Annotated in this window: 25 protein-coding genes and 1 pseudogene; 10 read left to right on the forward strand and 16 right to left on the reverse strand. The window is 70.2% G+C overall.

Annotated elements, in window-relative coordinates; genetic code table 11:
* The first annotated feature begins 23 nt into the window (after positions 1–23).
* Both ACSHWB_RS29665 and ACSHWB_RS29670 read left to right on the forward strand, forming a co-directional pair.
* Positions 24–737 carry a DUF4333 domain-containing protein gene (locus tag ACSHWB_RS29665; RefSeq protein WP_439656562.1) on the forward strand — a complete coding sequence of 238 codons (714 nt, stop codon included), beginning with the start codon at positions 24–26 and terminating at the stop codon, positions 735–737.
* A gap of 113 nt (positions 738–850) precedes the next feature.
* Positions 851–2,020, forward strand: coding sequence for a GNAT family N-acetyltransferase (locus ACSHWB_RS29670; RefSeq protein ID WP_439656563.1), 1,170 nt, complete (start codon positions 851–853; stop codon positions 2,018–2,020).
* On the opposite strand, the gene ACSHWB_RS29675 is transcribed toward ACSHWB_RS29670, so the two are convergent.
* On the reverse strand, positions 2,017–2,961 hold the full coding sequence (locus tag ACSHWB_RS29675) for a 5'-3' exonuclease (protein WP_439656564.1): 945 nt from the start codon (positions 2,959–2,961) through the stop codon (positions 2,017–2,019). The two genes, ACSHWB_RS29670 and ACSHWB_RS29675, sit on opposite strands and share 4 nt — an antisense overlap.
* A 150-nt stretch (positions 2,962–3,111) precedes the next feature.
* On the opposite strand from ACSHWB_RS29675, the gene ACSHWB_RS29680 reads away from it, so the two are divergent.
* Both ACSHWB_RS29680 and ACSHWB_RS29685 read left to right on the forward strand, forming a co-directional pair.
* On the forward strand, positions 3,112–4,233 hold the full coding sequence (locus ACSHWB_RS29680) for a M24 family metallopeptidase (protein WP_439656565.1): 1,122 nt from the start codon (positions 3,112–3,114) through the stop codon (positions 4,231–4,233).
* Positions 4,230–4,676: an Lrp/AsnC family transcriptional regulator gene (locus tag ACSHWB_RS29685; RefSeq protein ID WP_090070266.1), complete on the forward strand. Its 447-nt coding sequence runs from the start codon at positions 4,230–4,232 to the stop codon at positions 4,674–4,676. The genes ACSHWB_RS29680 and ACSHWB_RS29685 overlap by 4 nt, the downstream gene beginning before the upstream one ends.
* On the opposite strand, the gene ACSHWB_RS29690 is transcribed toward ACSHWB_RS29685, so the two are convergent.
* The 11 genes and pseudogenes from ACSHWB_RS29690 to ACSHWB_RS29740 all read right to left on the reverse strand — a co-directional run bounded on the left by ACSHWB_RS29690 (position 4,649) and on the right by ACSHWB_RS29740 (position 14,940).
* Positions 4,649–5,287 (reverse strand): ATP-binding cassette domain-containing protein, encoded by a 639-nt coding sequence (locus ACSHWB_RS29690; RefSeq protein ID WP_439656566.1) that lies wholly within the window; start codon positions 5,285–5,287, stop codon positions 4,649–4,651. The genes ACSHWB_RS29685 and ACSHWB_RS29690 overlap by 28 nt on opposite strands.
* Positions 5,263–5,802 (reverse strand): annotated as a pseudogene (locus ACSHWB_RS29695) (ATP-binding cassette domain-containing protein); the annotation flags it as partial. The gene ACSHWB_RS29690 and the pseudogene ACSHWB_RS29695, both read right to left, overlap by 25 nt.
* Positions 5,803–5,858: 56 nt before the next feature.
* The gene (locus tag ACSHWB_RS29700) at positions 5,859–8,303 is read right to left on the reverse strand and encodes an ABC transporter permease (protein ID WP_439656567.1); all 2,445 of its coding nucleotides are present in this window, start codon (positions 8,301–8,303) and stop codon (positions 5,859–5,861) included.
* Positions 8,304–8,312: 9 nt separating this feature from the next.
* Positions 8,313–8,993 carry a hypothetical protein gene (locus ACSHWB_RS29705; protein WP_439656568.1) on the reverse strand — a complete coding sequence of 227 codons (681 nt, stop codon included), beginning with the start codon at positions 8,991–8,993 and terminating at the stop codon, positions 8,313–8,315.
* Positions 8,994–9,860 carry a hypothetical protein gene (locus tag ACSHWB_RS29710; protein WP_439656569.1) on the reverse strand — a complete coding sequence of 289 codons (867 nt, stop codon included), beginning with the start codon at positions 9,858–9,860 and terminating at the stop codon, positions 8,994–8,996.
* 182 nt (positions 9,861–10,042) lie between these two features.
* Positions 10,043–11,035: a proline racemase family protein gene (locus ACSHWB_RS29715; protein WP_439656570.1), complete on the reverse strand. Its 993-nt coding sequence runs from the start codon at positions 11,033–11,035 to the stop codon at positions 10,043–10,045.
* On the reverse strand, positions 11,032–11,925 hold the full coding sequence (locus ACSHWB_RS29720; protein ID WP_439656571.1) for a dihydrodipicolinate synthase family protein: 894 nt from the start codon (positions 11,923–11,925) through the stop codon (positions 11,032–11,034). Before ACSHWB_RS29720 ends, ACSHWB_RS29715 begins: the two co-directional genes overlap by 4 nt.
* Positions 11,922–13,112: an FAD-dependent oxidoreductase gene (locus ACSHWB_RS29725; protein WP_439656572.1), complete on the reverse strand. Its 1,191-nt coding sequence runs from the start codon at positions 13,110–13,112 to the stop codon at positions 11,922–11,924. Before ACSHWB_RS29725 ends, ACSHWB_RS29720 begins: the two co-directional genes overlap by 4 nt.
* Positions 13,109–13,291 carry a 2Fe-2S iron-sulfur cluster-binding protein gene (locus ACSHWB_RS29730; protein ID WP_439656573.1) on the reverse strand — a complete coding sequence of 61 codons (183 nt, stop codon included), beginning with the start codon at positions 13,289–13,291 and terminating at the stop codon, positions 13,109–13,111. The genes ACSHWB_RS29725 and ACSHWB_RS29730 overlap by 4 nt, the downstream gene beginning before the upstream one ends.
* The gene (locus ACSHWB_RS29735; RefSeq protein WP_439656574.1) at positions 13,288–14,367 is read right to left on the reverse strand and encodes an NAD(P)/FAD-dependent oxidoreductase; all 1,080 of its coding nucleotides are present in this window, start codon (positions 14,365–14,367) and stop codon (positions 13,288–13,290) included. Before ACSHWB_RS29735 ends, ACSHWB_RS29730 begins: the two co-directional genes overlap by 4 nt.
* A 27-nt stretch (positions 14,368–14,394) precedes the next feature.
* Positions 14,395–14,940: a helix-turn-helix domain-containing protein gene (locus tag ACSHWB_RS29740; RefSeq protein WP_439656575.1), complete on the reverse strand. Its 546-nt coding sequence runs from the start codon at positions 14,938–14,940 to the stop codon at positions 14,395–14,397.
* Positions 14,941–14,970: 30 nt separating this feature from the next.
* On the opposite strand from ACSHWB_RS29740, the gene ACSHWB_RS29745 reads away from it, so the two are divergent.
* The gene (locus ACSHWB_RS29745; protein WP_439656576.1) at positions 14,971–15,357 is read left to right on the forward strand and encodes a hypothetical protein; all 387 of its coding nucleotides are present in this window, start codon (positions 14,971–14,973) and stop codon (positions 15,355–15,357) included.
* 17 nt (positions 15,358–15,374) lie between these two features.
* Here the strand turns inward: ACSHWB_RS29745 and ACSHWB_RS29750 are convergent, their stop codons facing one another.
* Positions 15,375–16,244, reverse strand: a complete 870-nt coding sequence (locus tag ACSHWB_RS29750; protein WP_439656577.1) for a DUF4231 domain-containing protein — start codon at positions 16,242–16,244, stop codon at positions 15,375–15,377.
* 179 nt (positions 16,245–16,423) lie between these two features.
* Between ACSHWB_RS29750 and ACSHWB_RS29755 the strand changes: the two genes are divergently transcribed.
* The 3 genes from ACSHWB_RS29755 to ACSHWB_RS29765 are packed head-to-tail and all read left to right on the forward strand — an operon-like array spanning position 16,424 to position 21,116.
* The gene (locus tag ACSHWB_RS29755) at positions 16,424–19,282 is read left to right on the forward strand and encodes an alpha-L-fucosidase (protein WP_439664692.1); all 2,859 of its coding nucleotides are present in this window, start codon (positions 16,424–16,426) and stop codon (positions 19,280–19,282) included.
* Between the two features lie 42 nt (positions 19,283–19,324).
* The gene (locus ACSHWB_RS29760) at positions 19,325–20,269 is read left to right on the forward strand and encodes an ankyrin repeat domain-containing protein (protein ID WP_439656578.1); all 945 of its coding nucleotides are present in this window, start codon (positions 19,325–19,327) and stop codon (positions 20,267–20,269) included.
* Positions 20,270–20,285: 16 nt separating this feature from the next.
* Positions 20,286–21,116, forward strand: a complete 831-nt coding sequence (locus ACSHWB_RS29765) for an oxygenase MpaB family protein (protein ID WP_439656579.1) — start codon at positions 20,286–20,288, stop codon at positions 21,114–21,116.
* On the opposite strand, the gene ACSHWB_RS29770 is transcribed toward ACSHWB_RS29765, so the two are convergent.
* Entirely contained in the window at positions 21,106–21,870 is a 765-nt protein-coding gene (locus ACSHWB_RS29770; protein WP_439656580.1) for an alpha/beta fold hydrolase, read from the reverse strand. The two genes, ACSHWB_RS29765 and ACSHWB_RS29770, sit on opposite strands and share 11 nt — an antisense overlap.
* A 94-nt stretch (positions 21,871–21,964) precedes the next feature.
* Here ACSHWB_RS29770 and ACSHWB_RS29775 point away from each other — a divergent pair, with 94 nt between their 5' ends.
* On the forward strand, positions 21,965–23,455 hold the full coding sequence (locus ACSHWB_RS29775) for a chitinase (protein ID WP_439656581.1): 1,491 nt from the start codon (positions 21,965–21,967) through the stop codon (positions 23,453–23,455).
* A 39-nt stretch (positions 23,456–23,494) separates the two neighbouring features.
* On the opposite strand, the gene ACSHWB_RS29780 is transcribed toward ACSHWB_RS29775, so the two are convergent.
* On the reverse strand, positions 23,495–24,136 hold the full coding sequence (locus tag ACSHWB_RS29780; RefSeq protein WP_439656582.1) for a transcriptional regulator: 642 nt from the start codon (positions 24,134–24,136) through the stop codon (positions 23,495–23,497).
* A gap of 69 nt (positions 24,137–24,205) precedes the next feature.
* On the opposite strand from ACSHWB_RS29780, the gene ACSHWB_RS29785 reads away from it, so the two are divergent.
* The gene (locus ACSHWB_RS29785) at positions 24,206–24,532 is read left to right on the forward strand and encodes a DUF6204 family protein (RefSeq protein ID WP_439656583.1); all 327 of its coding nucleotides are present in this window, start codon (positions 24,206–24,208) and stop codon (positions 24,530–24,532) included.
* Here ACSHWB_RS29785 and ACSHWB_RS29790 read toward each other — a convergent pair.
* Positions 24,507–25,757, reverse strand: a complete 1,251-nt coding sequence (locus ACSHWB_RS29790) for an amidase family protein (RefSeq protein ID WP_439656584.1) — start codon at positions 25,755–25,757, stop codon at positions 24,507–24,509. The two genes, ACSHWB_RS29785 and ACSHWB_RS29790, sit on opposite strands and share 26 nt — an antisense overlap.
* Positions 25,758–25,772: the final 15 nt, after the last annotated feature.

Here is a 25,772-nt window from a genome sequence, read left to right on the forward strand (position 1 = left end):
GTCGTACACACGGAGGTCGACAGATGAGCAGCCCGTACGGACCGTCCGGAGGGAACGATCCGCAGCAGCCATGGGGCCAGCAGCCGCCGCAGCAGCCGCAGCAGCAGCCCTACGGAGGCGGTTTCCCTCCCGGCACGCCGTCCGGCGGCTTCCCGGCCCAGAACCCGTACGGCCCGCCGCAGCCCCAGCAGGGTCAGCCCCAGCCGGGCCAGCAGCAGCCGTATCCGGGCTTCGACCCGTCGCAGCAGCAGACCCAGCAGTACGGCGTGCCGGGACAGCAGCCGCAGTCCAACCCGTACGGCACCCCTGCCCAGGACCCGTACGGCCAGCAGACCCAGCAGTACGGCATGCCGGGACAGCAGCCCAACCCGTACGGGCAGCAGCCGGGCTACGGCCCGCCGATGCCGCCGAAGAAGAAGTCCAGCGCCGCCATTTGGGTGGCGGCGGTGGTCGTCGTCCTGCTCGTCGGTGGTGTGCTGTTCGCGGGGTTCGTGTCGCCGGCCTTCTTCAAGAAGAAGATCTTCGACAACACCGCCGTGCAGACCGGCATCGTTCAGATCCTCAAGGACGAGTACAAGATCTCCGACGTCGGCGCCGCGACCTGTTCCGGTGAGAACGAGGTCAAGCCCAACACCTCGTTCGAGTGCAAGGTGCAGGTCGGCGGCAAGGACAAGAAGGTCAAGATCGTCGTCAAGACCGAGGACGGCGAGTACGAGGTCGGTCAGCCCACCGGCTGATCACCGTTGTCTCGCAGAGGCGCCCGCCAGGACTTCACGGTCCCGGCGGGCGCCTTTCGCGTCGCGGGGAAACTGAGGTGCGTTCGCCGTCGGCCTGAGCGACGATCGCGGGCGTGACGGAGATCCGCGTTCTCACCGACGAAGCGCAGTACCGCGACCACAGCACGCTCTTCCGCCGTGCGATGCACTGGGGCCCGCCCACGGACGAGCAATGGTCAATCGTGCTGCCGTCCTACGAGCCCGGCCGGGTGCTCGCCGCGTTCGAGGGCGACGAGATGATCGGCACGACCCAGTCGTTCGGCGGCTCCATGGTGGTGCCTGGCGGCGCGGTTGTGCCGCACGCGGCCGTGTCGCGCGTTGGTGTGCGTGCGGACTACACGCGCCGTGGCGTGGTGAGCGCCCTGATGCAGGAACAACTCTCGACGCTGCCGGAACCCGTCGCGACGCTGCGGGCGTCGGAGGGGCGCATCTACGGCCGTTTCGGCTACGGCTTGGCCGGACGCGTGCGGTTCCTGCGGGTCGACGCGCGCAAGGCCGTGATCCCGGGCTCGCCGGTCGGCCGGGTGCGGATGGTGGACCCGGACACCTCGGACAAGCTGCTCCCGGAGTTGCACGCGGCGTTCGGGCTCGACCGGCCGGGGCAGATCTCGCGCTGGCCCGGCTGGTGGACCAGGGCGCTCGACCGCAAGACCGAGGCCGAGAACCGGGTCACGGTCGTCCACAGTGGACCGGACGGCGACGACGGTTACGTCTGTTACAAGGTGTCCGACGACAAGGACTTCAAGCACACCATGGAGGTCGAGGACTTCGCCTGGGCCAATGACGACGCGTGGCGCGACCTCTGGATCTACCTGACGCGCCTGGACCTGGTCGACGAGATCCACGTCGACGCCGCCCTCGACGACCCGGTCAACTGGCTGTTCGAGGACCCGCGCGTCGTGTACACGAAGGACGTCTTCGACCAGATCTGGCTGCGCCTGGTGGACATCCCGCGCATGCTCGCCGCCCGCAGCTACGGCAGCGCCGAGCCCGTCGTCATCGAGGTGCAGGACAAGCTGCTGCCCGCCAACGACGGCCGCTACCGCGTCTCGCCGGACGGTGCCGAACGCGTCGAGGCACCCGCCGACATCACGATCCCCGCCGACCTGCTCGGGGCCGTCTACCTCGGCGACACGAGGTTCTCGGACCTCGCGGCCGCGAAACGGATCGAGGGCTCGCGGTTCGACGAGGCCGACGCGTTGTTCGCCGTCCCCGTCGCACCGCTCTGCTCGACGTTCTTCTAAGGACGCCGCTCCATCGCGTTCACCAGACGCGGCACCGAACTGCCGAGCCCCCAGCGCTGCGTGAGCTCACGCAGCCGCTCGGGGTCGGCGGGCACCCGCGGCACGTCGTCGGCCCGGTCCAGCACGACCGGGGCGTCCAGCGCGGTGCGGACGACCACGGGCGCCACCGCCAGGTAGTCCTCGGCGGCGATGAGCGCGTTGCGGGCCTTGGTGGTGAGCTTGCGGTCCATCGGGTCCGTCACGGCCTTCAGGACGGCGTCGAGCGAGCCGAACTCCGTGATGAGCTTCGCCGCGGTCTTCTCGCCGATGCCCGCGACACCCGGCAGGCCGTCGGACGGGTCGCCGCGCAGCACGGACATGTCGGCGTACGCGGAGCCCGCGTTCTCGACGGGCAGAGAGTACTTCGCGGCCAGTTCCTGCGGGCCCAGCACCTCGGCCTTGTTCCAGCCGCGGCCCACGTAGACGACGTGCACGGGCGTGGGCTCGAAGCGCACGACCTGGAACATGTCGCGGTCGCCCGTGACGACCTCGACGCGTGACTTCTTCTCGTGGTGGGCGAGCGCGCCGATCACGTCGTCGGCCTCGTGGCCCGCCGCCTCGCCGGTGCAGATGCCGGCGGCGTCGAGCACGTCGAGGATGATCGGGATCTGCGGCGTCAGCGTGTCCGGGACCTCCTCGGACCCGTCCGTCGCGTTCTCGGCCACGCGGTGCGCCTTGTAGGACGGCAGCGCCTTCACCCGGAACTCGGGGCGCCAGTCGGCGTCCAGGCAGGCGACCAGGCGCGCGGCGCCGCGTTCGGTGATGACGCGGGCGATCGTGTCGACGAAGCCGCGCACGGCGTTGACCGGCGTGCCGTCGGGCGCGGTCATCGAGTCCGGCAGCGCGTAGTACGACCGGAAGTAGAGGCTCGCGGAGTCGAGCAGCACCAGGGGAGAGCTCACGAACGGACAAGCTACTAGCTTCCCGCCCCGCAAGTCCGCCGAGGCTCAAGGCCACGCGGGGACCTTTCGTACCGTCATGCAGTACGGGAGGTCCCCGCGTGCCGTCAGGCGACAGGCAGGCGACGCGGTCCACGCACTAGGATTTCGAGCATGGCAACGATCACCGGGCCCATCGACGTGTCCGCGCTGCGCGCGCGGCTCGACCGCGCAACCGCCGCCGCCGAGCAGGCGGGCGTCGACGCCCTCCTCATCTCGCCCGGCTCGGACCTGCGGTACCTGATCGGTGCCGGTGGCGACTCGTTCGAGCGCCTCACCTGCCTCGCGCTGCCGGTGGGCGGCACGCCGCGGCTGGTCGTGCCGAAGCTGGAGCAGCCGGGGTACGCGGCCATCCCCACGGACGAACTCGGCGTCGAGGTCGTCACCTGGGTCGACGGCGAGGACCCGTACGCGCTGGTCAAGGACGCGCTGAAGGGCGACCGCACGGCCGTGGCGGACATGATGCCCGCGCTGCACACCATCAAGCTCGGCCACGCGATCGGCGGCGCGCAGTCGCTGGCCGGGCCGATCATCCGCGAGCTGCGCATGCGCAAGGACGCCGCCGAGATCGACGCCCTGCGCAAGGCCGGACAGGCGATCGACCGGGTGCACGCGCGGATGGGCGAGTTCCTGCGGGTGGGCCGCACCGAGCGCGAGGTCGCCAAGGACATCGCCGCCGCGATCGTCGAGGAAGGCCACACCATCGCCGACTTCGTGATCGTCGGCTCCGGCCCCAACGGCGCGTCCCCGCACCACCGCGACTCCGACCGCGTGGTGCAGGCGGGCGAGGTCGTGGTCATCGACATCGGCGGCCCGGTCGCCGAGGGCTACAACTCCGACTCGACCCGCACGTACGTGATGGGCGAGCCCTCCTACGACGACGTCCGCGAGACGTACGCGGTCCTCCAGGCGGCGCAGCAGGCCGCGGTCGACGCCGTGAAGCCCGGCGTCACCTGCGAGGAGATCGACGCCGTCGCCCGCAAGGTCATCACCGACGCGGGCTTCGGCGAGTACTTCGTGCACCGCACCGGCCACGGCATCGGCCTGGACGTGCACGAGGAGCCCTACATCGTCAGCGGCAACTCCCTGCCGCTCGAAGCGGGCATGGCCTTCAGCGTGGAGCCCGGCATCTACCTGCCCGGCCGCTGGGGCGCGCGCATCGAGGACATCGTGGTCGCCACCGCGGACGGCGTCGAGTCCTTCAACAACCGACCTCACGACCTGGTGGTGCTTTGACCCTCGAGCAGATCGACAGAGCGATACTGAAGGAGCTCGCCTCGGACGGCCGGTGCAGCTTCACCGACCTGGCCGAGCGGGTGGGCCTGTCCGTCTCGGCCGTGCACCAGCGCGTGAAGCGCCTGGAGCAGCGCGGCATCGTGAAGGGCTACGCGGCCCGTCTGGACGGCGCGGAGATCGGCCTGCCGATGTCCGCGTTCATCTCGCTGTTCCCGATCAACCCGGCCGAGCCGGACGACTACCCGAAGCGCCTCGAGCACCTCCCGGAGATCGAGGCCTGCTACTCGGTGGCGGGCGACGCGTCGTACGTCCTGCGCGTCCGCGTCGGCTCGCCGGTCGCGCTGGAGGAGCTCCTGCAGAAGATCAGGGAGTCGGCGAACGTGTCGACGCGGACGACGGTGGTGCTCTCCACGCCTTACGAGGACAGGCCGCCCGCGGTCTGAACCTGTCCGTCGGCCAGCAGCAGCACGCGGTCGGCGACGGCGTGCACGGCGTCGTGGTGCGTGGCGATCAGCACCGCGGCGCCTTCGTCGGCGACCCGCCGCAGCAGTCCCACGGCCGCGGCCGCGCTCACGGCGTCCAGGTGCGCGGTCGGTTCGTCCGCGAGCAACGCGGCGGGCCGGGCCACCACGGCCCGTGCCAGCGCCGCCCGTTGCTGCTGCCCGAACGACACCTGCCCCGGATACCGGCGGCCCAGGCGAGAGATCCCCAGCTCCGCCAGCAGTTCGGCGACCCCGGCCATCTCGCGTCCCGCCAGCCGCAACGGCAGGGCGACGTTCTCCTCCAGCGTCAGCTCGGTGGCGAGCCCGAGCGACTGCGGCAGCACCGCGCAGGCCGACCACGAGGCCAGGCCGGGCAGCACGGACCCGCTGTCCGGGAAGTCGAAGCCGCACAACAACGACAGCAGCGCGGTCTTGCCCGACCCGGACGGCCCGCTCAGCGTGACCAGCTCACCCGCCGACACCGCGAGGTCCACCCCGCGCAGCACGGAGACCCCGCCGAACGCCCGGTGCACCCCGGCCGCCCGGATCACGACGCGGCCAGCGGGATGCACAGGTCCGCCAGCGACACCAGGCGCGGATCGTGCGACGCCACCACGGCGGGGACCGGCAGGGACCCCAGGATCTCCAGCACCAGGTCGGCCGACCGCACGTCGAGCTGCGAGGTCGGCTCGTCGGCCACCACGACCGAGGCGCCACGGGCCAGCGCGCACCCGAACGCCAGACGTTGTTGCTGCCCACCGGAGAGCGCGCCGATCCGCCAGGTCGCGGACCCGCCCAGGCCGAGCTGGTCGAGCAGCTCGAAGTCGTCGGCACCGGCCGCACGGAGGTTCTCGCCGACGGTCAGGTGCGAGATCAGGTTGTCCGCCGGGTTCTGGAAGACCACGGCGATCTCCTTGCGCCGCAACGCGCGCAGCTCCGCCCACGACAGCGACGAGGTCGGCACGTCGTGCACGAACACCTCGCCGAGCGACGGGCGTTCGATCAGCGAGAGCACCCGCAGCAGCGTCGACTTGCCGGCACCGGAGGGGCCGGACAGGACGGTGAGGCCGGGCGCGATCGACAGCGACACGTCCGCGACGGCGCGCACGGAACCGTAGGAAACCCCTACGCCACAAGCGCGGATCACCTGAGCAACTCTCCCATCCGCGCGGTTCGCACACCGCGCAACGCGAGCCAGGCCGCCACGACGACCACCACGGCACCGCACGTCATCATCGACCCCAGCAACGGCAGCAGGTCCGGCAGCACCGGTGCCGGGTTCATCCAGGGCGCGGGGTCCAGGCGCGGGACGGCCGCTCCGGCGCTCGCGAACGAGGCCACCAGACCGATCCCCAGTGCCAGCAACGCCAACGCGCCCACTTCCAGCAGATGACTCGACCACAGCACGGACGGACGCATGCCCATGCGGGTCGACAGGGCACCGGAGACGGCGTTCTGCCGACGCCGCACCTCGATGGCCAGCAACAACGCCACGGCCGCCACCACGGCCAGGACCACGCCGATCGCCGCCACGAAGCCGAAGGTCCACTCGACGGTCAGGAACGGCAGGCCGTCGAGCACGCGGGCGCGGTCGGCGACGTTCGTGTAGTGGATGCCCTCTGCCTGCAGTGCGGAGGTCAAGGCGGACAACGGAAGCGTCGACCACAGGTGCCACGAGCCGACCTGTTCGACTGCGGGTACCGAGTCGCGGGCCACGACGTACCCGCGCGTGCCGAGCTTCGGGAACGACGGCAGCGCCGCCACGGGCTTGAGCAGCGGCAGGCCGGCGATCTGGATCTCCTGGTTCGCCGAGCGGCCGATGCGCAACGCGGGCGCGACCTCGCCGTTGCGCTTCAATCCGGAGAGCAGCGTCCGCACCGCGGGGGCGTCGTCCAGCACGGCCGCGTCGGTGAACGTCGCGGGGTCCACGACCAGCGCGCCCGTGCTCACCCCGACGAGGGTCGTGTTGCCCCGCAACACCGACGGCAGCGCGACCCGGCCGAGCGCGACTTCCTGCGACACCTGGACCGTGCTGTTCGCGCCGACGAACACCCCCGACTTCGAGTCGAGCGCCGACTGCTGCGCGCCCGCGACCGCGCTGCCGACGGCGATGGTGCCGACCGCCAGCACGCCCACGAGCAGCACGCCGGTCACGGGTCCGGCCGCGGCGGCCAGACGGCGCACCGCCAGCTGGGCGGCAGGGACCCGCCACCACTGCACGTGGTGCGACCACCCCAGCGACCAGCGCAGCACCCGTGTCGCGAACAACGCGACCGCCAGCACCACGAGCAGAGGGAACGCGAGCGCGGCCACGTCGATGCGCGGCAGTGAACCGGACTTCAGCGACGTGCCCAGCCCGTTGTGGGACAGCCGGACCCAGGCCAGGACGGCCAGGCCGGCGACGACCAGTTCCCACGGCACGAGCGCGAGCCGCCGTGCCTTCACCTGGGTCTGGAACGTCCGGTGCGTCCGCCAGGACGCCACCAGCACCGTCACGGCCAGGCTCAGCACCACCACGGCCAGCACGAACCCCAGCGCCACCCAGAGCGTCCCTGAGGCCAGCACCACTCCTGGCGCGTACAGCGGCAGCAGCAGCCGGGCGGCCAGCAGTCCCAGCAGACCGCCGACGACCAGCGGTGCCCCGAGTTCGAGAACACCGCGCAGGCCCAGCGACAACGGACTGGCGCCGCGCACCCACAGCAGCCGCAGCTCGGAATGCCGGCGCTGCGCCCACTGCACGGTCACGGTGCCCACACCCGCGAGCCCGACCAGCACGCTGATGATCACCAACGGCAGCAGCGCGGACGACACGTTGCGCTCGGAGGTCCGCGCCGCCGTGATGGCACCGGACAGCAGGTCGGTCTTGGTCAGCGACAGTCCGAGCGACGCCAGCCGCGCGTTGCCGTTGTCCCGCAGCACTTCCGCCTCGGCGAGCGTCGTCGGCGGCTCCACCGGGAAGCGCAACGACACCGAGGCACGTCCCGTGAACTCCGGTGGCAGCGACGCGAGGTCGGAGGCCTGTGCCACCCAGATCACCGAGGTGCTGGCGCCGTCGGCGCCGAGCGGGTTCGGCACGACCTGCTTCGCCTCGGAGCACCACCACCCGGACACCGGGTGCGCCAGGTCCGCGTAGATCGCGCTCACCACCAGCGGCGACCCGGTCAGCCGGTCACCGACGCGCACCTTCGCTGCGGTGGCGATCGTCTGCGGCACCCACAACCCGGTGCCACCGCCCTGGACCACGGTCAGGTGAGACAACGCGTCCGGCCGGTAACCGAACCGGCCGTAGGTCGCGAGCCCGTTGAAGTCGGGCCGGCCGATGGACGTGTACGCGGCGCCCAGATCACTGCGCGCCGCCAGGTCGGCGGCCGCGGCCAGCGGCATCCCGTCCCCGTCCAGCGACGGGTGCACGGACTGCGGGCACATCCGGCCCAGCTGGTAGGCGAGAGCGGCACTGCCCGCGGCGGAGGAGTGCAGTGCGGCCGCGGCCACCACGAAGCCCAGCAGCAACGTCGTCGCGATGCTCACGACCAGCGTGAGCGGACTCGACAGCGCCGCCCTGGGCGCGGCTCTCCACGGCAACTGCACCTGCGCACGCTAACCGGCGACTCCCGAATTCGGGAGGCTTTCGACGGTAACGGAACGCATGACCCCGAACCGCGCCCCGAACGGGTCCACGAGCACCGCGATCCGGCCGACTCCGTCCAGGTCATGCGGTGCGAGGAGCACCGGCGCGGACGACGCGATCCGATCCACATCGGCCACCTCGAAGTAAGGCAGCCAGAAAGCCTGCGTGTCCGCGACGATCGCGCCGAACAACCGGCCCTCGCCCGTACCCGCCGGCCGCAGGAACTGCCCCGGCGCACCGGGGATCATCTCGATCTCCCACGCGAGCAGCGACCGGTAGAAGGCCGCCGAGACCGACGGCGCGGGGGAGTGGAGCTCGAGCCACGTCAGCGCCCCCGGCACCGAGACCGCGTCGAGGCCGGCGAGATCCCGCCACAGCCCGAACTCCCCGCCGTGCGGATCCGTCAGCCGGACGTCCGTGACCGCCTCGGCGCCGGAGGCGGCGAAGTGGACGGTCCACGAGCCGGACTGCGACGGCACGTGCGCGGCGACCGTCCGCCCGTCGTGGGTGAACACGCCGTTGCCCGGGCTGTCGAGCGGCCGGTAGTCCCAGCCGAGCACGCGCCCGTAGAACTCCGCAGCGGCGGCCTCGTCGGACGTGCCCAGATCGATCCAGGCAGGCGCTCCGGGCACGAAGTCGGTAGTGATCATCTACGCCCACCTCCAGCGGATACCTACCCAGTTCACCGACACGTCAGTCTCGAAGTGGTGCACGGAGTTCGTGTGGTCGGGTTCCAGGTCGATCGTCCGGTGCGGTTCCTGCTCCTCCCAGTCCTGCAGGTAGACGTGCGGGTCGACCGGCGGCGCGGCCGGGTCGAAGTGCACCTCGATCAGGCTCTGCGCGAGGAAGCACCGCACGCCGTGCGCGTACTCGATGCTGTCCAGCCGCGTCGGGTCGTGCGCGGTGTACTCGAAGACCCAGGTCTCGCCCTCCACCAGCGACTTGTCGAACAGCAGCTCGTCCACGACCACGCGCTCGGTCTCGTCGCGCGTGGTCCGGCCGAGACGGCAGTTGCGGACGGGTTCCTGCCGCACCTCCGCCGTCTCCACCGAGTCGTCGCAGAAGTAGTGCGCGTGGAAGCGGTCGACGCCGTCGCGGCGCGCACGGACGACCACCTGCGCGTCGACCCGCGACGCGTGCCGGGCGGCGTCGACGAACACCCTGTCGTGCCGGGAGAGGATCTCCAGGTCGTTGGCGTTGAAGCCGGGCATCATGCCGGGCACGACGTCCGGCCAGCCGCTCGGGCCGGTGTGCTCCAGCAGCGTCCGCAACGAGCGCGGCGGTACCTCCAGCAGCTCCTCCAGCACCGACACGGCCCTGAGCGACTTCGGGGACACCGGCCGCACCCGGCCCTGCTGCCAGTCGCTCAGCGTCGACAACGCCACCGCGACGTCCTGCTGCGAGAGGCGTAGCCGGAGCCGCTCCAGCGTCAGGCCACGCCGGCGGATGGCCGCGCGCAGTGCTGCGTGGAATGGTCCGATGCGCAGCAGCGCTTCCAGACTGGGCGTCGTTGTCACGAACTTGACTCTAGTGACTCAGGGCCTGTGTCGAAGTCTCGTTCGCGATAGCCGGGCCCGAGGCGGCCCCTGGCGGCACGGCCGAACGGCCCACGTACAACACCGGTACGCGGGCCGTTCGGCCGCACCACCAGAAACCACCTCAGGCTCGACTCTCATCGAACGAGACTTCGACACAGGCCCTAAAGCGCGAATCCCTCAGGAAACGGGTCGGTCGCGTCCAGAAGATACTGACCCATGCCGGTGATCCACGCCCGTCCGGCCACTGTGGGCACGACGGCAGTGCGGTCGCCGAGCGGCACCTCCTCCAGCAGCCGGCCGATGAACCTCGTGCCGATGAACGACTCGTTGACGAAGTCCTCGCCGATGCCCAGCCCGCCGCGGGCGTGCAGCTGCGCCATTCGGGCGCAAGTGCCTGTGCCGCAGGGGGAACGGTCGAACCAGCCGGGGTGGATGGCCATCGCGTTGCGCGAGTGGGCGCCGTCCTGGCCAGGGGCGGTGAACTGGACGTGCTTGCAGCCGCTGATCGCCGCGTCCACGGGGTGCACCGGCCGGTTCGCCGCGTTGATCTCGTCCATGATGGACAGACCGGCGGCCAGGATCCGGTCCTTCTCCGCCCGGTCGAACGGGATGCCCAGGTCCGCGAGCGGCACGATGGCGTAGAAGTTGCCTCCGTATGCCATGTCGTAGCGGACCTCGCCGAGTCCGGGCACCGTGACGACGGCGTCCAGCTCGTGCGCGTACGCCGGGACGTTGCGGATCGTCACGAGCTTCGTGCGGGTGTCGTAGTCGGCGAGGACCAGCCCGGCGGGGGTGTCCAGGCGCACGGTCGTGACAGGTTCTGTCATTTCGACCATGCCGGTCTCGACCAGCACGGTGGCGACGCCGATCGTGCCGTGCCCGCACATCGGCAGCAGGCCGGAGACCTCGATGAACAGCACGCCCCAGTCCGCGTCCTGGCGGGTCGGCGGCTGCAGGATGGCGCCGCTCATGGCCGCGTGGCCGCGCGGCTCGTTGACCAGGAACCTGCGGATGTGGTCGTGGTTCTTGATGAAGTTCAGCCGCTTCTCGGCCATGGTCTCGCCGGGGATCACGCCGACCCCGCCCGTGATCACCCGCGTCGGCATGCCCTCGGTGTGCGAGTCGACGGCGCTGTAGTACTTCGCGAACCTCATGACGTCGCCAGCTTCATGTCCGCGTCGACCTGGGCGAGCTGCTCGGCGCTCAGCGGGCCGCGCGGGGGACGGCACGGACCGCCGAAGCGGCCGACGTAGTCCATCGAACGCTTGATGGCCTGCACGAACTCGGTGCGCGAGTCCCAGCGGAACGCAGGCACGAGCTTCTCGTACAACGCCCTGGCCTTGTCCAGTTCGCCTGCCAGCGCCAGGTCGTACAGCTCGACGCTCTCGGCCGGGAACACGTTGGGGTAGCCCGCGAACCAGCCGGTCGCGCCCATCAGCAGGCTCTCCAGCACGACGTCGTCCGCGCCCGCCACCACGGTGAGGTGCGGGGCGGCCGCGCGGATCTCCAGCACGCGCCGGACGTCGCCGGAGAACTCCTTGACCGCCACGACGTTCTCGATCTGGCCGAGCTCGGCCAGCAGGTCCGGCGTCAGGTCGACCTTGGTGTCGATCGGGTTGTTGTAGACCATGATCGGCAGCCCGGCCTTCGCGACCTCGCGGAAGTGGTGCACGACCTCGCCGCGGTTGGCCCGGTACATCGTCGGTGGCAGGCACAGCACGCCGTCCGCGCCGTCCTCGGCCGCCAGCTCGGCCCAGTGCCGGGCCTGGTGCGCGCCCACGCCGTGCACGCCGATGACGGCGATGCCCCTGCCCTTGACCGCCGCGATGGCGGTCTGGGCGACCTCGCGGCGTTCCGCGTCGGTCAGCGACGAGTACTCGCCCAGCGAGCCGTTCGGGCCGACGCCGCGGCAGCCGTTCTCGACGACCCACCGGCAGTGCTCGGCGAACTTCTCCAGGTCGGGGCGCAGTCCGGCCGGTGCGCTGGGATCCTCCGCGTAGGGGAGCGCGGTGGCGACGATGACGCCGTCGAGGCGTTCGGTCATGACATCTCCTCTGGGAGCGTGGCGAGTTCGCCTAGGGGGATCGGGACCGCGATCACGCGGCGCTGGCCGTCGAACGGGACACCGGTCAGTTCGCTGGCGTTGCGGCCGCAGATGCGGCCCTGGCAGCGGCCCATCGCGACGCGGCAGGTGAGCTTGAGCTCGCGCATGCTGGTCGCGTCGGCCAGGTCTTCGAGACTGACCTTCTCGCAGCGGCACACGGTGGTGTCCGGATCCAGCCACGTCTGCCAGCCCGGTTGCACGGCATGCGCTCTGGCGAGGGCCTGGGCGAACAAACGGCCCTTGCGCACGGCTTCCACGGCCTTCTGCGGAGGTTTCTGCCCGGCCGCGGCGGCACCGGCGATGACGCCCTCGGCCTCGGCGAGGTCGGCGCCGCCGATGCCGGTGACCTCACCGGCCGCGTAGACGTGCTCGACCGAGGTCCGCTGGTGTTCGTCGACGTCGTAGAAGTCGTTGGTGCGACTGGCGTTCGGCAGGAGGTCGGTGCGCGGGAGGAAGCCGTAGCCGATGCAGACGAGGTCGGCCCGCTCGGTGCGGTGGCTGACCGGGCGCCACCGGCTGTCGAGCTTCGCGACGGTCACCCGATCACCGTGCTTGGCGATCACGGCGGTGCGGGTCTCCAGGCGCGGCAGCACCTTCCGGTAGCTCGCGAGCTCACCGATCTTGTGCCGGTTCGCGGCGATCGCCTTGCCTTCGCGCAGCCACCGGGCAGGGGAGGAGGCCTCGTAGACGCCGACGAGCGTGGCGCCGAGGTCCTGCAACGCGGTCGCGACGGGCAGCAGGAACGGGCCGGTGCCCGCGATGATCACGCGTTCGGCCAGCGTCACGCCCTGCTTGGCGAGCGCTTGGGCGGCGCCCGCGGTGATCACGCCGGGGCCGTCCCAGCCGGGGAAGGGGAGCGGCCGGTCGTAGGCGCCGGTCGCGATGACCAGCGAGTCGAACCGCAGTTGCTGCGGCCCGCGTAGATGAAGGGTGTTTCCCTCCACCATCCACACCTCGGTGTTCTTGAGGTGTGTGACCCCGGCATGGCTGAACTTGACGCGGCCGCGCAGGTACTGCCCACCCGCGTCCGGTTCCGAGTCGACCATCACCACCTCGGCGCCCGCGTCGGCGGCGGTGCGCGCGGCGGCCATCCCGGCCGGTCCCGCCCCCACGACCACGACCCTCATGACGTCGTCCTGATCACGTCGCCGTCGCGCAACGGGTGGCGGCACGCGCGGACCTCGGGCACGCCGTTGATCTCCGCGACGCAGCCGAAGCACACGCCGATGCCGCAGAAGAACCTGCCGGGCAACAACTCCGCGACGTGCGCGACGTCGCGCTGCAGCCCGTTGAACGTCACCTTCACACCATCACCTCGGGCCGGTCGACGCGGAACGGATGGGGATCCACGAGCGGGCTGTCGCCCGTGAGGAGCTGGGCGAGCAGGCGTCCGGTCGCCGGCGCGAGCCCCACACCCGCGCCCTCGTGCCCGGTGGCGTGCCACAGGCCCGGCGTGCGCGGGTCCTCGCCGATGATCGGCAGGTGGTCCGGCGCGTACGGGCGGAAGCCGCCGTACGCGCGCATGACCGGGACGTTCGTCAGCATCGGGAAGAGCGCGATCGCCTTGAGCGCCAACGCTTTCAGCACGCGGCTCTCGATCGTGTCGTCGAAGCCCCTGCGCTGGCGGCTCGACCCGATCAGCACCGTGCCGGCCTGCGTCGACTCGACCACGCCGGACGTCTGCAGGTCCGCGTCGCCGCTCGCGACCGCGCCGACGTAGTCCGCGTCGTAGACCTTGTGCCGGATCGTGCCGGGGATCGGGGTGGTCACGAGCACCACGCCGCGCCGGGGCAGCACGTTGACGCCGAAGCTCCGCGCCCACGGTCCGGTGGCGTTGACGACCGCGCCGCAGCTGATGACGCCGTCGGACGTGGTGACCGAACGCCCGTCCGTTGTGGACACCTCGGCGCGCCGGACCTCGATGCCGCGCAGCAGGGCGCGGGTGGCCTTGACCGGGTTGAGCTGAGCGTCCTGGAGGTAGTGGACGGCGGCGGTGATCCCGGGGTTGAGGTGCGGCTCGAAGCTCAGCGCGTCCGCCGTGGTGATCTCGCAGGCGTCGATGCCCGCGGCCCGTTGTTTCGCGGCGAAGGCGTGGAGCGGCTCGACGGCCTCGGGGGTCGTGGCGACGACCAGTCCGCCCTTTTCCTCCCATTCGGCGTTTTCCGCGAGCTCCGGCCACAGGTCGCGACTCGCCAGGGCGAGGTCGAGTTCCGGGCCGGGTTCCTTGTCGCTGACCAGGACGTTGCCCTCACCGGCCGCGCTGGTGCCCGACGCCGGTCCGTGCCGGTCGAGGACGACGACGTGGAGCCCGCGCGCCCGCAGGGCCTGGGCGCACGCGGCCCCGATGATGCCCGCGCCCATGACCACGACGTCCGGGTTCATCGCCACCTCCGTTCATTAGAATGAACGTTAGTGCTTCGGATACTCCAGCACCAGTACCGAACTGACCTCACCGTCGACGGTCTCGTACGAGTGCGGCGTCGAGCCGGGGAAGCACACGTAGTCGCCCGGTCCCAGCTCGTACGGCTCGTCCGCCGGGCCCACCCGCAGCCGGCCGCTCGTGACCAGCACGTGCTCCTTGCCAGGATGACCTTCGCTGGTCTGGGTCGCGCCGGGCCGGACGCGCTGGTCGTAGATCTCCAGCACGGTGTCCCCGATGTCCATCCGCCGCATCAGCCTCAGGTCGACGGCGTTGCTGCTGAGCACCTCCACGTCGCGGGCCCGCACCAGCACGACGTCCGGCGGCGTCCGCTCGGTCACCAGTTCCGACACTGGCACGTCCAGAGCGTTCGACAAACTGAACACTGTGTCGATCGTCGGGTTGCCCGCGCCACTCTCCAGCTGCGACAGCGTGCCCTTGGCGATGGACGACCGCCGCGCGAGCTCCGACAGCGACAACCCGCGTCGCTCGCGGAACGCCCTGATGTTGGCGCCAAGCACCTGACCCGCACTCATAGCCACTGATCGTTGCATAGGCTTGCGCCCATGACTGCGTACACGGAGGCGGAGGGGCAGACCCTCCGCACGGCCGTTTTCGGTGCCATGGTGCTGGTGTCCACGGCGGACCCCGGCTCGGTCGACGAGGAGAGCCAGGCGGGCGTCAGGGCCATCACCCTGCTCACGGACGACCTGCGCGCCATCATCGCCGCGGCGCCGCCCTCGTTGCCGAAGGGCTCCGCGTCCGATGTGGAGTCCGGTGTCCTGGCCGCGCTGCGGGAGTCCGTGGCGATCATCAACGCGCACGAGCCGCGGGACGTGGCGATCTTCCGCGCCGCCGTGTCGGAGATGTGCCGCTCGGTCGCGGGCGCGGACGGCGAGGTGGCCGCGGCGGAACGGGCGATGGTCACGAAGGTCGTCGAGGCACTGGCCTGAGCGAACGCCGGCCTGGCTCAGGTCGCGCTGGGGCGTGACGCGAGCCAGGCGGTGTGCTCCTTGCTGATCACGGCCTCGGTCTCGGCGACGGTGGCGGCCCAGTCGCTCTCCCGCGCGTAGGGGAGGCGGTGGTAGATGTCCGCGAGCTCGCCGGCCGCCGCCGCGTAGGAGACCCTGAGGTTCTCGTACTGGCGCAGCCCGATCCACGCCGCGCCGCCCGCGACGGCCGCGGCCATGACGCCGGACAGGTCTACGTCCCAGACGCCGTTGATCCGCAGGATGGCGAAGAGGATCGCGACGAGCTCACCCGCGATCAGCAGGACGCGGAAGACGTTGGCGCGGGTCTCGTTCATCGCGGACCTCTCGCGGTACCACTGCAGCTGCGGCTGGACGCGGGAGTCGCGGTAGATGGTCCTGCGCTCGTCGAACGGTCTGGCTCGCAGCTCGGTCATGAACTGCTCGCCCTCTGCGTTCGCGCTGGTGAGCATGACCTCCCTGCGGTGGTCCTTGATCGCGTCGGCGATGGCGAGGTCCAGGTCCTTGCGCGGGTCGGGGGCACCGCCGTGGAACGGGTCGCCCGCCACGGCGTAGCGCCACGCCAGCGACTTCACGCGTTCGGCGACGGTCCTGCCCGCGTTCCACTTCAGCTCCGGGTGGATCACCCACAGCAGCAGCTCGCCGAACAGGGCGATGAGGAACCCGCCCAGCGCCACCCACGCCCAGACGTCGACGCCGCTGCCGCCGATCTGCCACTTGAACGCACCGCCCACCGCCGCGACCACCGCGCCGATCAGCCTCACGCGGCTGAACAGCAGCGTGAGCCGCTGTCCGAGCCGGGAGACCGCCTCCGCGTCGTGGTAGAAGCCGGGCAGGTGCGTCTCGTCCATCCGCTTCTCTCTCCCCTCGTGCGGCAAGTTGATCGTGACGGGCCTTGATTACCACGCTGGCGATCTTGAAACCGAATGATCCGATGAGTCCTCCTGTTTCTGGCCTTTCCGGGGCTTGACCCCACGTGTTCCGGTTGCAATCATCGGATCTTCTCGCCGCCGCCCTCGACGAGAAGGCGATGGTCATGAGACAGCGCAGTTGGTGTCTGGCCGTGGTGGCCGCGTTGTTCGCAAGTCTGCTCGTGATGACTCAAGGAACCGCTCAGGCCGAGGTGACGCATCCTCGCCAGGAGTGGCTGCGCCAGTCGACCGCAGGGCTGTTCCTGCACTGGGGCATGTTCACCGCCCCGAAGCACCTGAACTGCGCCGAGTGGGAGCGCGACGTCACCGGTGGCGGCTGGACACCGGACTACTGGATCGACGAGGCCCGCAAGCTCGGCGCCTCCTACGTCGTGCTGGCGACGTTCCACTCGCGGCTGGGCTACGCGCGGCCGTGGCCGTCGAAGGTCCCCGGAAGCTGTGCCACCGAACGCGACCTGCTCGGCGAGCTCGTCCGATCGGGCAAGGCCAAGGGCGTCAAGGTGATCCTCTACATGACCGACGACCCGCAGTGGCACAGCGAGCAGGGCGTGCAGATGCTCGACTCGGCCGCCTACTCGGCCTACCGCGGCGAGCAGGTCGACCTCACCACGCGCGAGGGCTTCGGCAAGTACAGCTACGACCTCTTCTTCGAGGTCATGAAGAACTACGACGACCTCGCGGGCTTCTGGATCGACAACGACAACGAGTACTGGGAGCGCAACAAGCTCTACGAACAGATCCGGCAGCTGCGCCCGACGTGGTTGCTGAGCAACAACAACGAGGACACACCGATCATGGACACGGTCTCGAACGAGCAGAAGACCGGCATGGTCCCGTCCTACGACTACCCGGCGGCGACGTTCACGCCGATGCCGCGCCTGTCCGAGGCCTGCTACAAGCTGCCGACCACCGGCGACTGGTGGTACGACGGCGGGAACCACGCCGTCGACACCCGCCTGAACACCGGCCGCTACATCACCAACGCGGGTTCGTCGATCAAGTCGCTGATGGCCGAGACACCGATGGTGAACGGCCGGATGCCCGCACAACAAGAGGCCTACAACAACTTCATGGCCTCGTGGGTGCCGCCGATCCGCGAGTCGATCCAGGGCGTCGAGGGCGCCGGGTACCTGTACGGCGGCATGCAGCCGGGGTTCTGGAACGACGGCGCGCACGGCGTGATCACGATCAACCCCCGGTCCGGCAAGCAGTACGTGCACGTGGTCTCTCGTCCGCGCGCCGACTTCGTTCGCCTGCGGGACAACGGGTACCGGGTCACCGGTGTTCGTGATCTGCGCACCGGGGAACGGATGCGGTTCGCGCAGTCGGCCGGGCACCTGACGATCCAGGGTGTTACTCAGTGGGACGAGTACGACACGGTGTTCGCCGTGGAAACCGCTGGGCAGCAAGGCTTCTACACCGGCGTGAAGGCCTCGGCGACATCTTCGGCCGCTGGGTTCCCGGCTTCCAACCTGACCGATGGCAGCTACGAGAGTTTCTGGGACGCCGGCGCCGCTCAGCCCGTCTCGATCTCGCTCGACCTCGGCCGCCGCAAGGAGGCAGCGTTCCTCGCCGTCAACCAGCGCGAGTCGTCGCCGACGCACGCCCGCGTGTCGTTCGGCAGGCCGGAGGACTCCTCGCGCATCAAGGACTACCAGGTGACGGCCTCCGTCGACGGCCGGAACTGGTGGCACGTCCGCAGCGGCGCGTTGCCGTCGGCGCGCGGGACCCAGTTCATCGACATCGGCTCGCAGTCCGCGCGGTTCCTGAAGCTGACCGTGCTGAACACCTGGGGCGGGCCGCAGGCTCCCGTCTACTTCAAGGAGCTGCGGATCGACGAGATCCGGGTCGGCCACAGCTATCCGCGCGGTCTCCGGTCCAACGCGCTGGAAGCCGAGGACGCGGTCCGGTCGGGTTCGGCGCGCAGCGAGTTCTGCGCGGCCTGTTCGGGAACTCGGCAGGTGACCGGGCTCGGCGGCGTGACGTTCCGCGATGTTTCCGTTGGCGCGGCAGGCACTTACCGCCTGCAGCTCGACATGACGTCCGCCGAGGCGTCCAGCGTCTCGGTCTCCGTGAACGACGCGGCGCCGATTTCCGTTGCCGTACCTCGTGATCGCGCGGACGTGCCGGCACCGGCGTTCGTCGCCGTGCCGTTGAACGCGGGCCGCAACACGGTGAAGGTGTCCGGCAGCCGGCTCGGCCTGGACCGGATCTCGGTGGGCGGCCTGCCTCCCTCGACCTACACACCGAAGACGACCCTGACCGTGGAACCCCATGGCGTGCAATGGGTCGGGCCTGGCCAGCAGTCCGTGAAGATCACCGCACGGCTGCGGCTCGACGCCGACGACCAGATCGACGACGTCTCGCTCGCCCCGGTGCTGCCCGCCGGCTGGACGCTGACCGGAGCGCCGGCCACCCGCGCGTCGATGCGCCTGGCCGGGCTGCTGGAAGGCACCTGGACTGCCACCTCGCCCGCGGACGTGGGTTCGGTGAGCATCCCGGTGACGGCGTCGTTCGAGCTGCTCGGCACCGGCCGCAAGGTCTCGGGCACGGTGCCGGTGCGCACCCGGCCCGCCGACCGCGTGTTCGTGCGCGAGGCGGAGGACTCGGCGAACCAGTTCGGCAGCACCGGACTGACGGGCTGTGGGGCGTGCTCCGGCGCGGAGAAGGTGCGCAACATCGGCGGCAGCGCTGGTGCGGCGGTGACTTTCCCGAACGTGACGGTGCCCGAGACGCGGTCCTACCGGCTGTTCATCCAGTTCACGGTGAACGGGCCGCGGTCGTACTTCGTCTCGGTCAACGGTGGTGCGGCGGTCGAGGTCAAACTCGACGGGATCGGCAACAACACGCCTTATGTGGCCGAGATTCCGGTGGCGTTGAACGCCGGTGCCAACACCATCAGGTTCGGCAACGACACGGCGGGTGCGCCTGATCTGGACCAGATCGCGATCGGCTGATCTCCAGGTGGGACGGCATCTTGCCTCGGTAGGGTGCCGTCCATGGGGGAACGTGCTTGGCAAGGAATCTCGTACCACGACTGGAAGAACCTCGCCGTCGTGCGCGCGCGACTCGACGCGGGTGCGGACCCGGACGGCGGCACGGTCTGGATGACACCGCTGCACCTGGCGGCGGAACGGGGCACGGCCGAGGTCGTGGCGGAGGTGGCAGCCCGCGTCGCCGACTTGGACCAGGTCGTCGAGGGCCGCACCGCGCTGTGGCGGGCCGTGCACAAGGGCAAGGCCGACAGCGTCCAGGTGCTGCTCGCCGCGGGCGCGGATCCGGTGCGCCCCATGATGTCCGGCTGGTCGCCCGCCCGTCTCAGCCTCACCACGGCGCACGTGATCCCGTCGGACGAGGTGCTGACCGCGGACGAGTGGGCGGCGGCAGCGGAGAGCGGCAGGTTGACGGCCGCGCTGAACGGGTTCCCCGACTACGACGGCTTCAGCCTGGCCTGTGTCGCGGACGTCGACGCGGCCGAGGCCGTCCGGAGGCTGAACGCCGAGGTAGTGCCCGAGGATGAGGTCCCGGACTCGGTGATGACGGGGGAGTGGTGGCAAGGTCCGTTCGGCGAGCACACCGAGCGCACCGTCGGCGTCACCGATGTGCCTGGCGGCTGCGTCCTGATGCAGCCCTGGAGCTACGCGCTGAAGACGCCCGCGGTGGGCAGGCTGCTGTCCGCGGGCACCGTCGCCTACACCATGTACGCGAACCCCAAGAGCGGTAACCAGGGCGCGATCCACCGCGACGGCGAGATCATCGGGTGGGATCTGCATCCCGGCGGCGGGCCTCACGAGGAGGACTCCACGGCGGAGGTGCTGCTGTCGCACCTGTACGTGAGCAAGGCCGTTGCCTACTGCTGTGCGTACGTGGGCGTGCGCCCTCGCAACGACAAGCCGTTCACCGCACCTGATCTGTGGCTGCGTCTTCCCGAACCCACCAGTTGAGACGCATGATGGAGCGATGCTGGAGGCATTGCGGCGTCAGCTGAGCGAGGGACTCTTCGAGAAGGTCGCGGGTCCGGAGCGGGAGAAACACGCCCGCCGGATCCACGACGCGCCCGGCCCTCGCCTGTTCTCGGCGGACCGGCCGATCCGGCACGTGCACGCCGACCACGCCATGTTCATCGGCGGGCTGCGGGCGTTGTTGTTGCAGTCGTTGCATCCGCTGGCGATGGCGGCCGTCGCGCAGCACTCCGACTACCGCAACGATCCGTGGGGCCGGTTGCATCGCACGAGCCTGTTCGTCGGCGTCACCACTTATGGCACGGCCGTGGATGCGCGCAAGGCCGTTGAACGGCTGGGGCGCGTGCATCAGCACATCCACGGCACCGCGCCCGATGGCCGGCAGTACCGTGCCGACGATCCGCATCTGCTGGGCTGGGTGCATGTCGCGGAGGTCGACAGCTTCCTGCGCTGCCACCAGCGCTACGGCGAGAAGCCGCTCGACGACTACGACGGGTACGTCGCCGACATGGCCGTCATCGCCGACGAGATGGGCATTCCCGACCCGCCGCGCACCACAGCCGAGCTCGAAGCGAAGCTGGACTCCTACCGGGTCGAGCTGAAAGGGACGCACGAGGCGCGGCAGGCGGCCCGGTTCCTGCTGTTCAAGGCTCCGTTGCCGGTGCTGGCGCGCGGGCCGTACGCGATCTTGAGCGCCACCGCGGTCGCCACGTTGCCGGCGTGGGCGCGGATTCCGCTGGGGCTGCCCTACCTGCCGATCGCGGAGGCCACCGGCGTGCGGTTCGCGGGGCATGCGTTGATGCGCGGCCTTCGGTGGGTCACGGGCTGAGGAAGTCCATCACCAGAGGCGACGCCACGGTGCGGAACTCCTCGAAGTAGCCGTGGCGCGCGCCTTCGATGAGGTGCATGCGTGCGCCCGGGATCCGTTCGGTGATCAGGGGTGCGTTGGCCGTGGGGTTGAAGATGTCCTCCGTGCCGTGCACCACGAGGGTCGGTGCGGTGATCGACGGCAGCACGTCCCATGCGTCGTGTTCGGCGCTGGCGAAGAGGTGGCGCTTGCGCGCGTAGGGCGGCATCTGCGGGTCGCCGAGCGTGTTGTACGGGCCGCGGTAGGCCGGTGTGTACATCAGCTCTTCCAACGCCCTGCGCGCCTTCATCGCGTCGACCTGGGCCAGTGACTTGCGCACCTCGGCGCTGCGTTCGATGCCGTGCGGGCCGCCGGGGGAGGTGCAGCCGAGCACGAGGCGGTCCACGTGGTCGCCGGACGAGGCCGCGAGCCACTGCGCGATCCGGCCGCCCATCGAGGTGCCGTAGACGTGGGCCCGGTCGATGCCCGCGTCGGCCAGGATCGCCACGCAGTCCTCGGCGAACATCCGCGTGCTGTACGGGACGTCCGGCTTGTCGCTGGAACCGGTTCCGCGGTGGTCGGTGACGATCGTCGTGAACCGCGCGGAGAAGTCCTCGCGGACCTGTGACCACCACTTCGACGAGTTCGCCTGGCCCGCGATGAGCAGCAGCGGAGGCCCGGAGCCCTCGACCGAGTAGAAGAGACCGGTTCCGTCGGCGGCACGAGCGTGGGGCACGGCGAGAAGTCTAGAACCTTGACTTCCCGATAGATGGTCTAGTCCAATTCGGGGTGACCCCCTGCCGGCCGCCAACGCGTGAGGGATGGAACCCATGCTGTTGTTCGCACGAATATCCGCGGTGGCCGCACTGGTGCTCGGCACCGTGATCGTGAGCCTCGCCCCCGCCAGCGCCGCCGGAGTCACGGCGACGTTCTCCAAGAACGGCTGGGACACCGGGTACACCGCGACGGTGACGATCAAGAACGAGACCAGCGCGGCGATCAGCTCCTGGAAGGTCGAGTTCGACTACCCGGCCTCGACCACCGTCGGTGCCTACTGGGACTCGCTGCTCACCAAGAGCGGCAACCACCACGCGTTCGTCAACCGGGAGTACAACGGCACGGTCGCGCCCGGCGCCAGCGTCACGTTCGGCTTCAACGCCGCCGGCACCGCCGACCCGGCGAACTGCACGATCAACGGTGCGGCGTGCACGGGTGGCACGGGACCGACCACCAGTTCGACCACCACGACCACGACGACTACAACCACCACCACGACGACGACCACGACCGGTCAGCCGCCCACGGGTCAGCTGCCGCGCAAGGTGCTCGTCGGCTACCTGCACGCCAGCTTCGCCAACGGCTCCGGCTACATCCGCATGAAGGACGTGCCGGACGAGTGGGACGTCATCAACCTCTCGTTCGCCGAGCCCACCAGCGCCACGTCCGGTGACCTGCGGTTCAGCCAGTGCCCGGTCGCGGAGTGCCCGAACGTCGAGTCCGAGGCCGAGTTCATCGCCGGCATCCGGGCCCAGCAGGCCAAGGGCAAGAAGGTCAACATCTCCATCGGCGGCCAGAACGGCCAGGTGCGGCTGGAGACCACGGCGGCGCGCGACGCGTTCGTGCGCACGGTCGGCGGCATCATCGACAAGTACGGCCTCAACGGTCTCGACGTCGACTTCGAGGGCCACTCGCTGTCGCTGAACCCCGGTGACCTCGACTTCAAGAACCCGACCACCCCCGTGGTCGTGAACCTGATCTCGGCGCTGCGGCAGCTGAAGTCCCGCTACGGAGCCAACTTCGTGCTCACCATGGCACCGGAGACGTTCTTCGTGCAGGTCGGCTACCAGTTCTACGGCGGCACGGGCACCGGCGACGCGCGCACGGGCGCGTACCTGCCGGTGATCGAGGCCATGCGCAACGACCTGACGTTGCTGCACGTGCAGGACTACAACTCGGGACCCGTGATGGGGCTGGACAACCAGTACCACAACATGGGTGGCGCGGACTTCCACGTGGCGATGACCGACATGGTGCTCGCCGGGTTCCCGGTGCGCGGTGACGCGTCGAAGTTCTTCGCGGGCCTGCGCCAGGACCAGGTCGCGATCGGCCTGCCCGCCGCGCAGTACGCGGGCAACGGGTTCACGTCCGTCGCGGACGTCCAGACCGCGCTGGACTGCCTCACCAAGGGCACGCGCTGCGGCAGCTACAAGCCGAAGGGCGTCTACCCGAACCTGCGCGGCCTCATGACGTGGTCGATCAACTGGGACAAGTACAACAACTACGAGTTCTCCAAGGCCCACCGGGCTTACCTGCCCCGATAACGGGTCGGGGGCGGCTTTCCCGAGCCGCCCCCGTCTCTGTCAGGCCAGCGTGGACCAGAACTGCAGTTCGTACGCCTGCAGCAGGCGGCCGTAGCGCCACGCGTGCTTCGGCTGCCAGCCGGCGTCGAGCGCGGCCTGGATCGCGGCGACCGCCCGGTCCTCGAGCTGCGGTGCGGGCGTGGCGAAGAAGTCCACGAACGCGCACGCCTCGTCGTCGAACCCGTAGTGCTCGCGCAGCCCCTTGGCCATCCGCGCGCAGTAGCCGCCCCACGCGGTGAAGTTCGCCAGGATCGCGAGGATCACGTCCGTCGTCTCGCCGTTGAGCGCCATCCACGCCTGGTAGGCGGGGTAGGACTGGCAGCCGGGGAACGGCTCGTAGGAGTGGAAGTCCTCGGCGGACATGCCCGCGGCCTTCGCGAGCGGCTCCAGCATCGGCAGCACGAGCTCCTCACCGCCCGCGAGCAACGTGAAGAACGCCCGCGCGTTCGGCTCCCCGGCCTTCGCCGCCAGTGCCAGGAATGTTCGCCAGTCCGACGAGACGATGTGGTTCTCCTCGGCGGCGAACGTGGCGATCACAGCGCGCGGGGCCTGTCCGGTTTCGATCAGTTTGACCACGAGGTTGTCGTGCTCACCGGGGTGCAGCTCCGTTCGGATGCGCGTGACCAGCTCTTTTGCGTTCATGGTCCAGATTCTTTCGCACTCGGGAAATCGTTCGCCAGACCACGGGACGTTCGGGGAGCATCTTCGCTCGTGGCTGAACACACCTACCGAGTACTCGTCCGCGGCCGGTTCGCCGACCTCACCTCCGAACAGCGCGTCTCCTTGCAGGACCGCCTGAAGGGCTTCGACTTCCTGCGCGACGCCGGCTTCAGCGAGGAGGGCGCGCTCACCTACGACGAGAAGCTCGACTTCTTCAGCTACCGCGTGATCCTGACCGCCGCCGAGAAGCCGGACGAGGCGGGGCTGCGGCGGGCGGCCACCGCCCTCGACTCGCTCGGCGTCGACTTCCAGGGCCTGAAGGCCAAGGTCACGGACATGGACGAGATGAAGGTCAACCGGCCGAAACGGCTGGGCTGAGCGGGGTTTCCAGGACCGCGGCGGCGTCCAGGGCCAGGTCCTCCCGGTACCTCCGGGAGATCACCTGGACGCCGGTCGGCAGACCGTCCCGCAGCCCCGTCGGCACCGCTACCGACGGCACGCCCACGAAACTGCTCGCCTCGCACAGCTTCAGCGCGTCGAAGTACTCGGCGAGCGCTTCAGGACTGCGCCGGTCCTGGTCCGGCTCGAACGACGGAATGGTGGATACCGGCCCGACCAGCACCGGGTAGCGGTCGAGCAGTTGCGCCCACTCCCGCTGGATCGCCAGCCGGGTGCCGGTGAGCGCGAGGAACTCCGCGAGGTCGAGACCGGGCCGCACCTCCAGCAGGTGGCGGGAGAACAACGCGACCTCCTCCCCGGCGAACGCGGCGAACTGCTCGAAGCCCAGCGCGATCGGCGTGGCGATCATCCGCAGCGACAGGTCAGCGGCCTCGTCCAGCCGGGGCACCTCGACGGCCTCGACCTCGTGCCCGGCCTCGGCCAGGCGCCGGGCCGCCTCCTCGACGACCGGGTCGCCCGGCACGAACCCGGCCACCCGAGGAGCAGGCGGGCCGATGGCCGGTACCGGCACGGTGCGGGGATCGGCCGGATCCGCGCCGCACAGCAGGTCGTGCACCAGCCGCAGGTCGGCGACGGTGCGGGCGAGAGGGCCCTCGACGGTCATGACCTGGGTGGGGAACGACGGGTCGGGCTGGCCGAGCACGCTGCCCTGCGGGTAGCGGCCGTGGCTCGGCTTCAGGGCACAGACGCCGTTCAGGAACGCCGGTAGCCGCAGCGAGCCGCCGCTGTCGTTGCCGATCCCGAGATGCACCATGCCCGTGGCCACCGCGACCGCGTCACCGCCGGAGCTGCCACCAGGTGACTTCGTGCTGTCCCACGGGTTGATGGTGTGCCCGGCCAGTTCGCTGTACGTGTGCATGCCACGGGCGTTCAACGTCGGCATGTTGGCGTGCCCGATCGGTGTTGCCCCGGCGGCTCTCAGCCGCGCCACTATGGGCGCGTCCGCGGATTTCACGTTGTCCGCCAGCGACTTCAGGCCGTGTGTCGTGGCAGCGCCCGCCACGTCGATGTTGTCCTTGACCGAGAACGTGACTCCGGCGAGTGGCCCGACAGGCTCGCTCTCAACGTCGAACACCGAGGTCAACGCGTTGTAGACCGGGTTCAAAGCGGAAATGATCCGCAACTGCTCAGAAAGAATCCCCATGCTCCAGTCTATGCG

Source organism: Lentzea sp. HUAS TT2 (genome assembly GCF_051853195.1).
Lineage (GTDB): Bacteria > Actinomycetota > Actinomycetes > Mycobacteriales > Pseudonocardiaceae > Lentzea.

Coding starts and splice junctions, on each gene's coding strand:
- ACSHWB_RS29665 (WP_439656562.1), top strand. CDS start 24: ATGAGCAGCCCGTACGGACCGTCCGGAGGGAACGATCCGCAGCAGCCA.
- ACSHWB_RS29680 (WP_439656565.1), top strand. CDS start 3,112: ATGGCAACGATCACCGGGCCCATCGACGTGTCCGCGCTGCGCGCGCGG.
- ACSHWB_RS29705 (WP_439656568.1), bottom strand. CDS start 8,993: ATGATCACTACCGACTTCGTGCCCGGAGCGCCTGCCTGGATCGATCTG.
- ACSHWB_RS29715 (WP_439656570.1), bottom strand. CDS start 11,035: ATGAGGTTCGCGAAGTACTACAGCGCCGTCGACTCGCACACCGAGGGC.
- ACSHWB_RS29720 (WP_439656571.1), bottom strand. CDS start 11,925: ATGACCGAACGCCTCGACGGCGTCATCGTCGCCACCGCGCTCCCCTAC.
- ACSHWB_RS29725 (WP_439656572.1), bottom strand. CDS start 13,112: ATGAGGGTCGTGGTCGTGGGGGCGGGACCGGCCGGGATGGCCGCCGCG.
- ACSHWB_RS29735 (WP_439656574.1), bottom strand. CDS start 14,367: ATGAACCCGGACGTCGTGGTCATGGGCGCGGGCATCATCGGGGCCGCG.
- ACSHWB_RS29740 (WP_439656575.1), bottom strand. CDS start 14,940: ATGAGTGCGGGTCAGGTGCTTGGCGCCAACATCAGGGCGTTCCGCGAG.
- ACSHWB_RS29745 (WP_439656576.1), top strand. CDS start 14,971: ATGACTGCGTACACGGAGGCGGAGGGGCAGACCCTCCGCACGGCCGTT.
- ACSHWB_RS29750 (WP_439656577.1), bottom strand. CDS start 16,244: ATGGACGAGACGCACCTGCCCGGCTTCTACCACGACGCGGAGGCGGTC.
- ACSHWB_RS29755 (WP_439664692.1), top strand. CDS start 16,424: ATGGTCATGAGACAGCGCAGTTGGTGTCTGGCCGTGGTGGCCGCGTTG.
- ACSHWB_RS29760 (WP_439656578.1), top strand. CDS start 19,325: ATGGGGGAACGTGCTTGGCAAGGAATCTCGTACCACGACTGGAAGAAC.
- ACSHWB_RS29765 (WP_439656579.1), top strand. CDS start 20,286: ATGCTGGAGGCATTGCGGCGTCAGCTGAGCGAGGGACTCTTCGAGAAG.
- ACSHWB_RS29775 (WP_439656581.1), top strand. CDS start 21,965: ATGCTGTTGTTCGCACGAATATCCGCGGTGGCCGCACTGGTGCTCGGC.
- ACSHWB_RS29780 (WP_439656582.1), bottom strand. CDS start 24,136: ATGAACGCAAAAGAGCTGGTCACGCGCATCCGAACGGAGCTGCACCCC.
- ACSHWB_RS29790 (WP_439656584.1), bottom strand. CDS start 25,757: ATGGGGATTCTTTCTGAGCAGTTGCGGATCATTTCCGCTTTGAACCCG.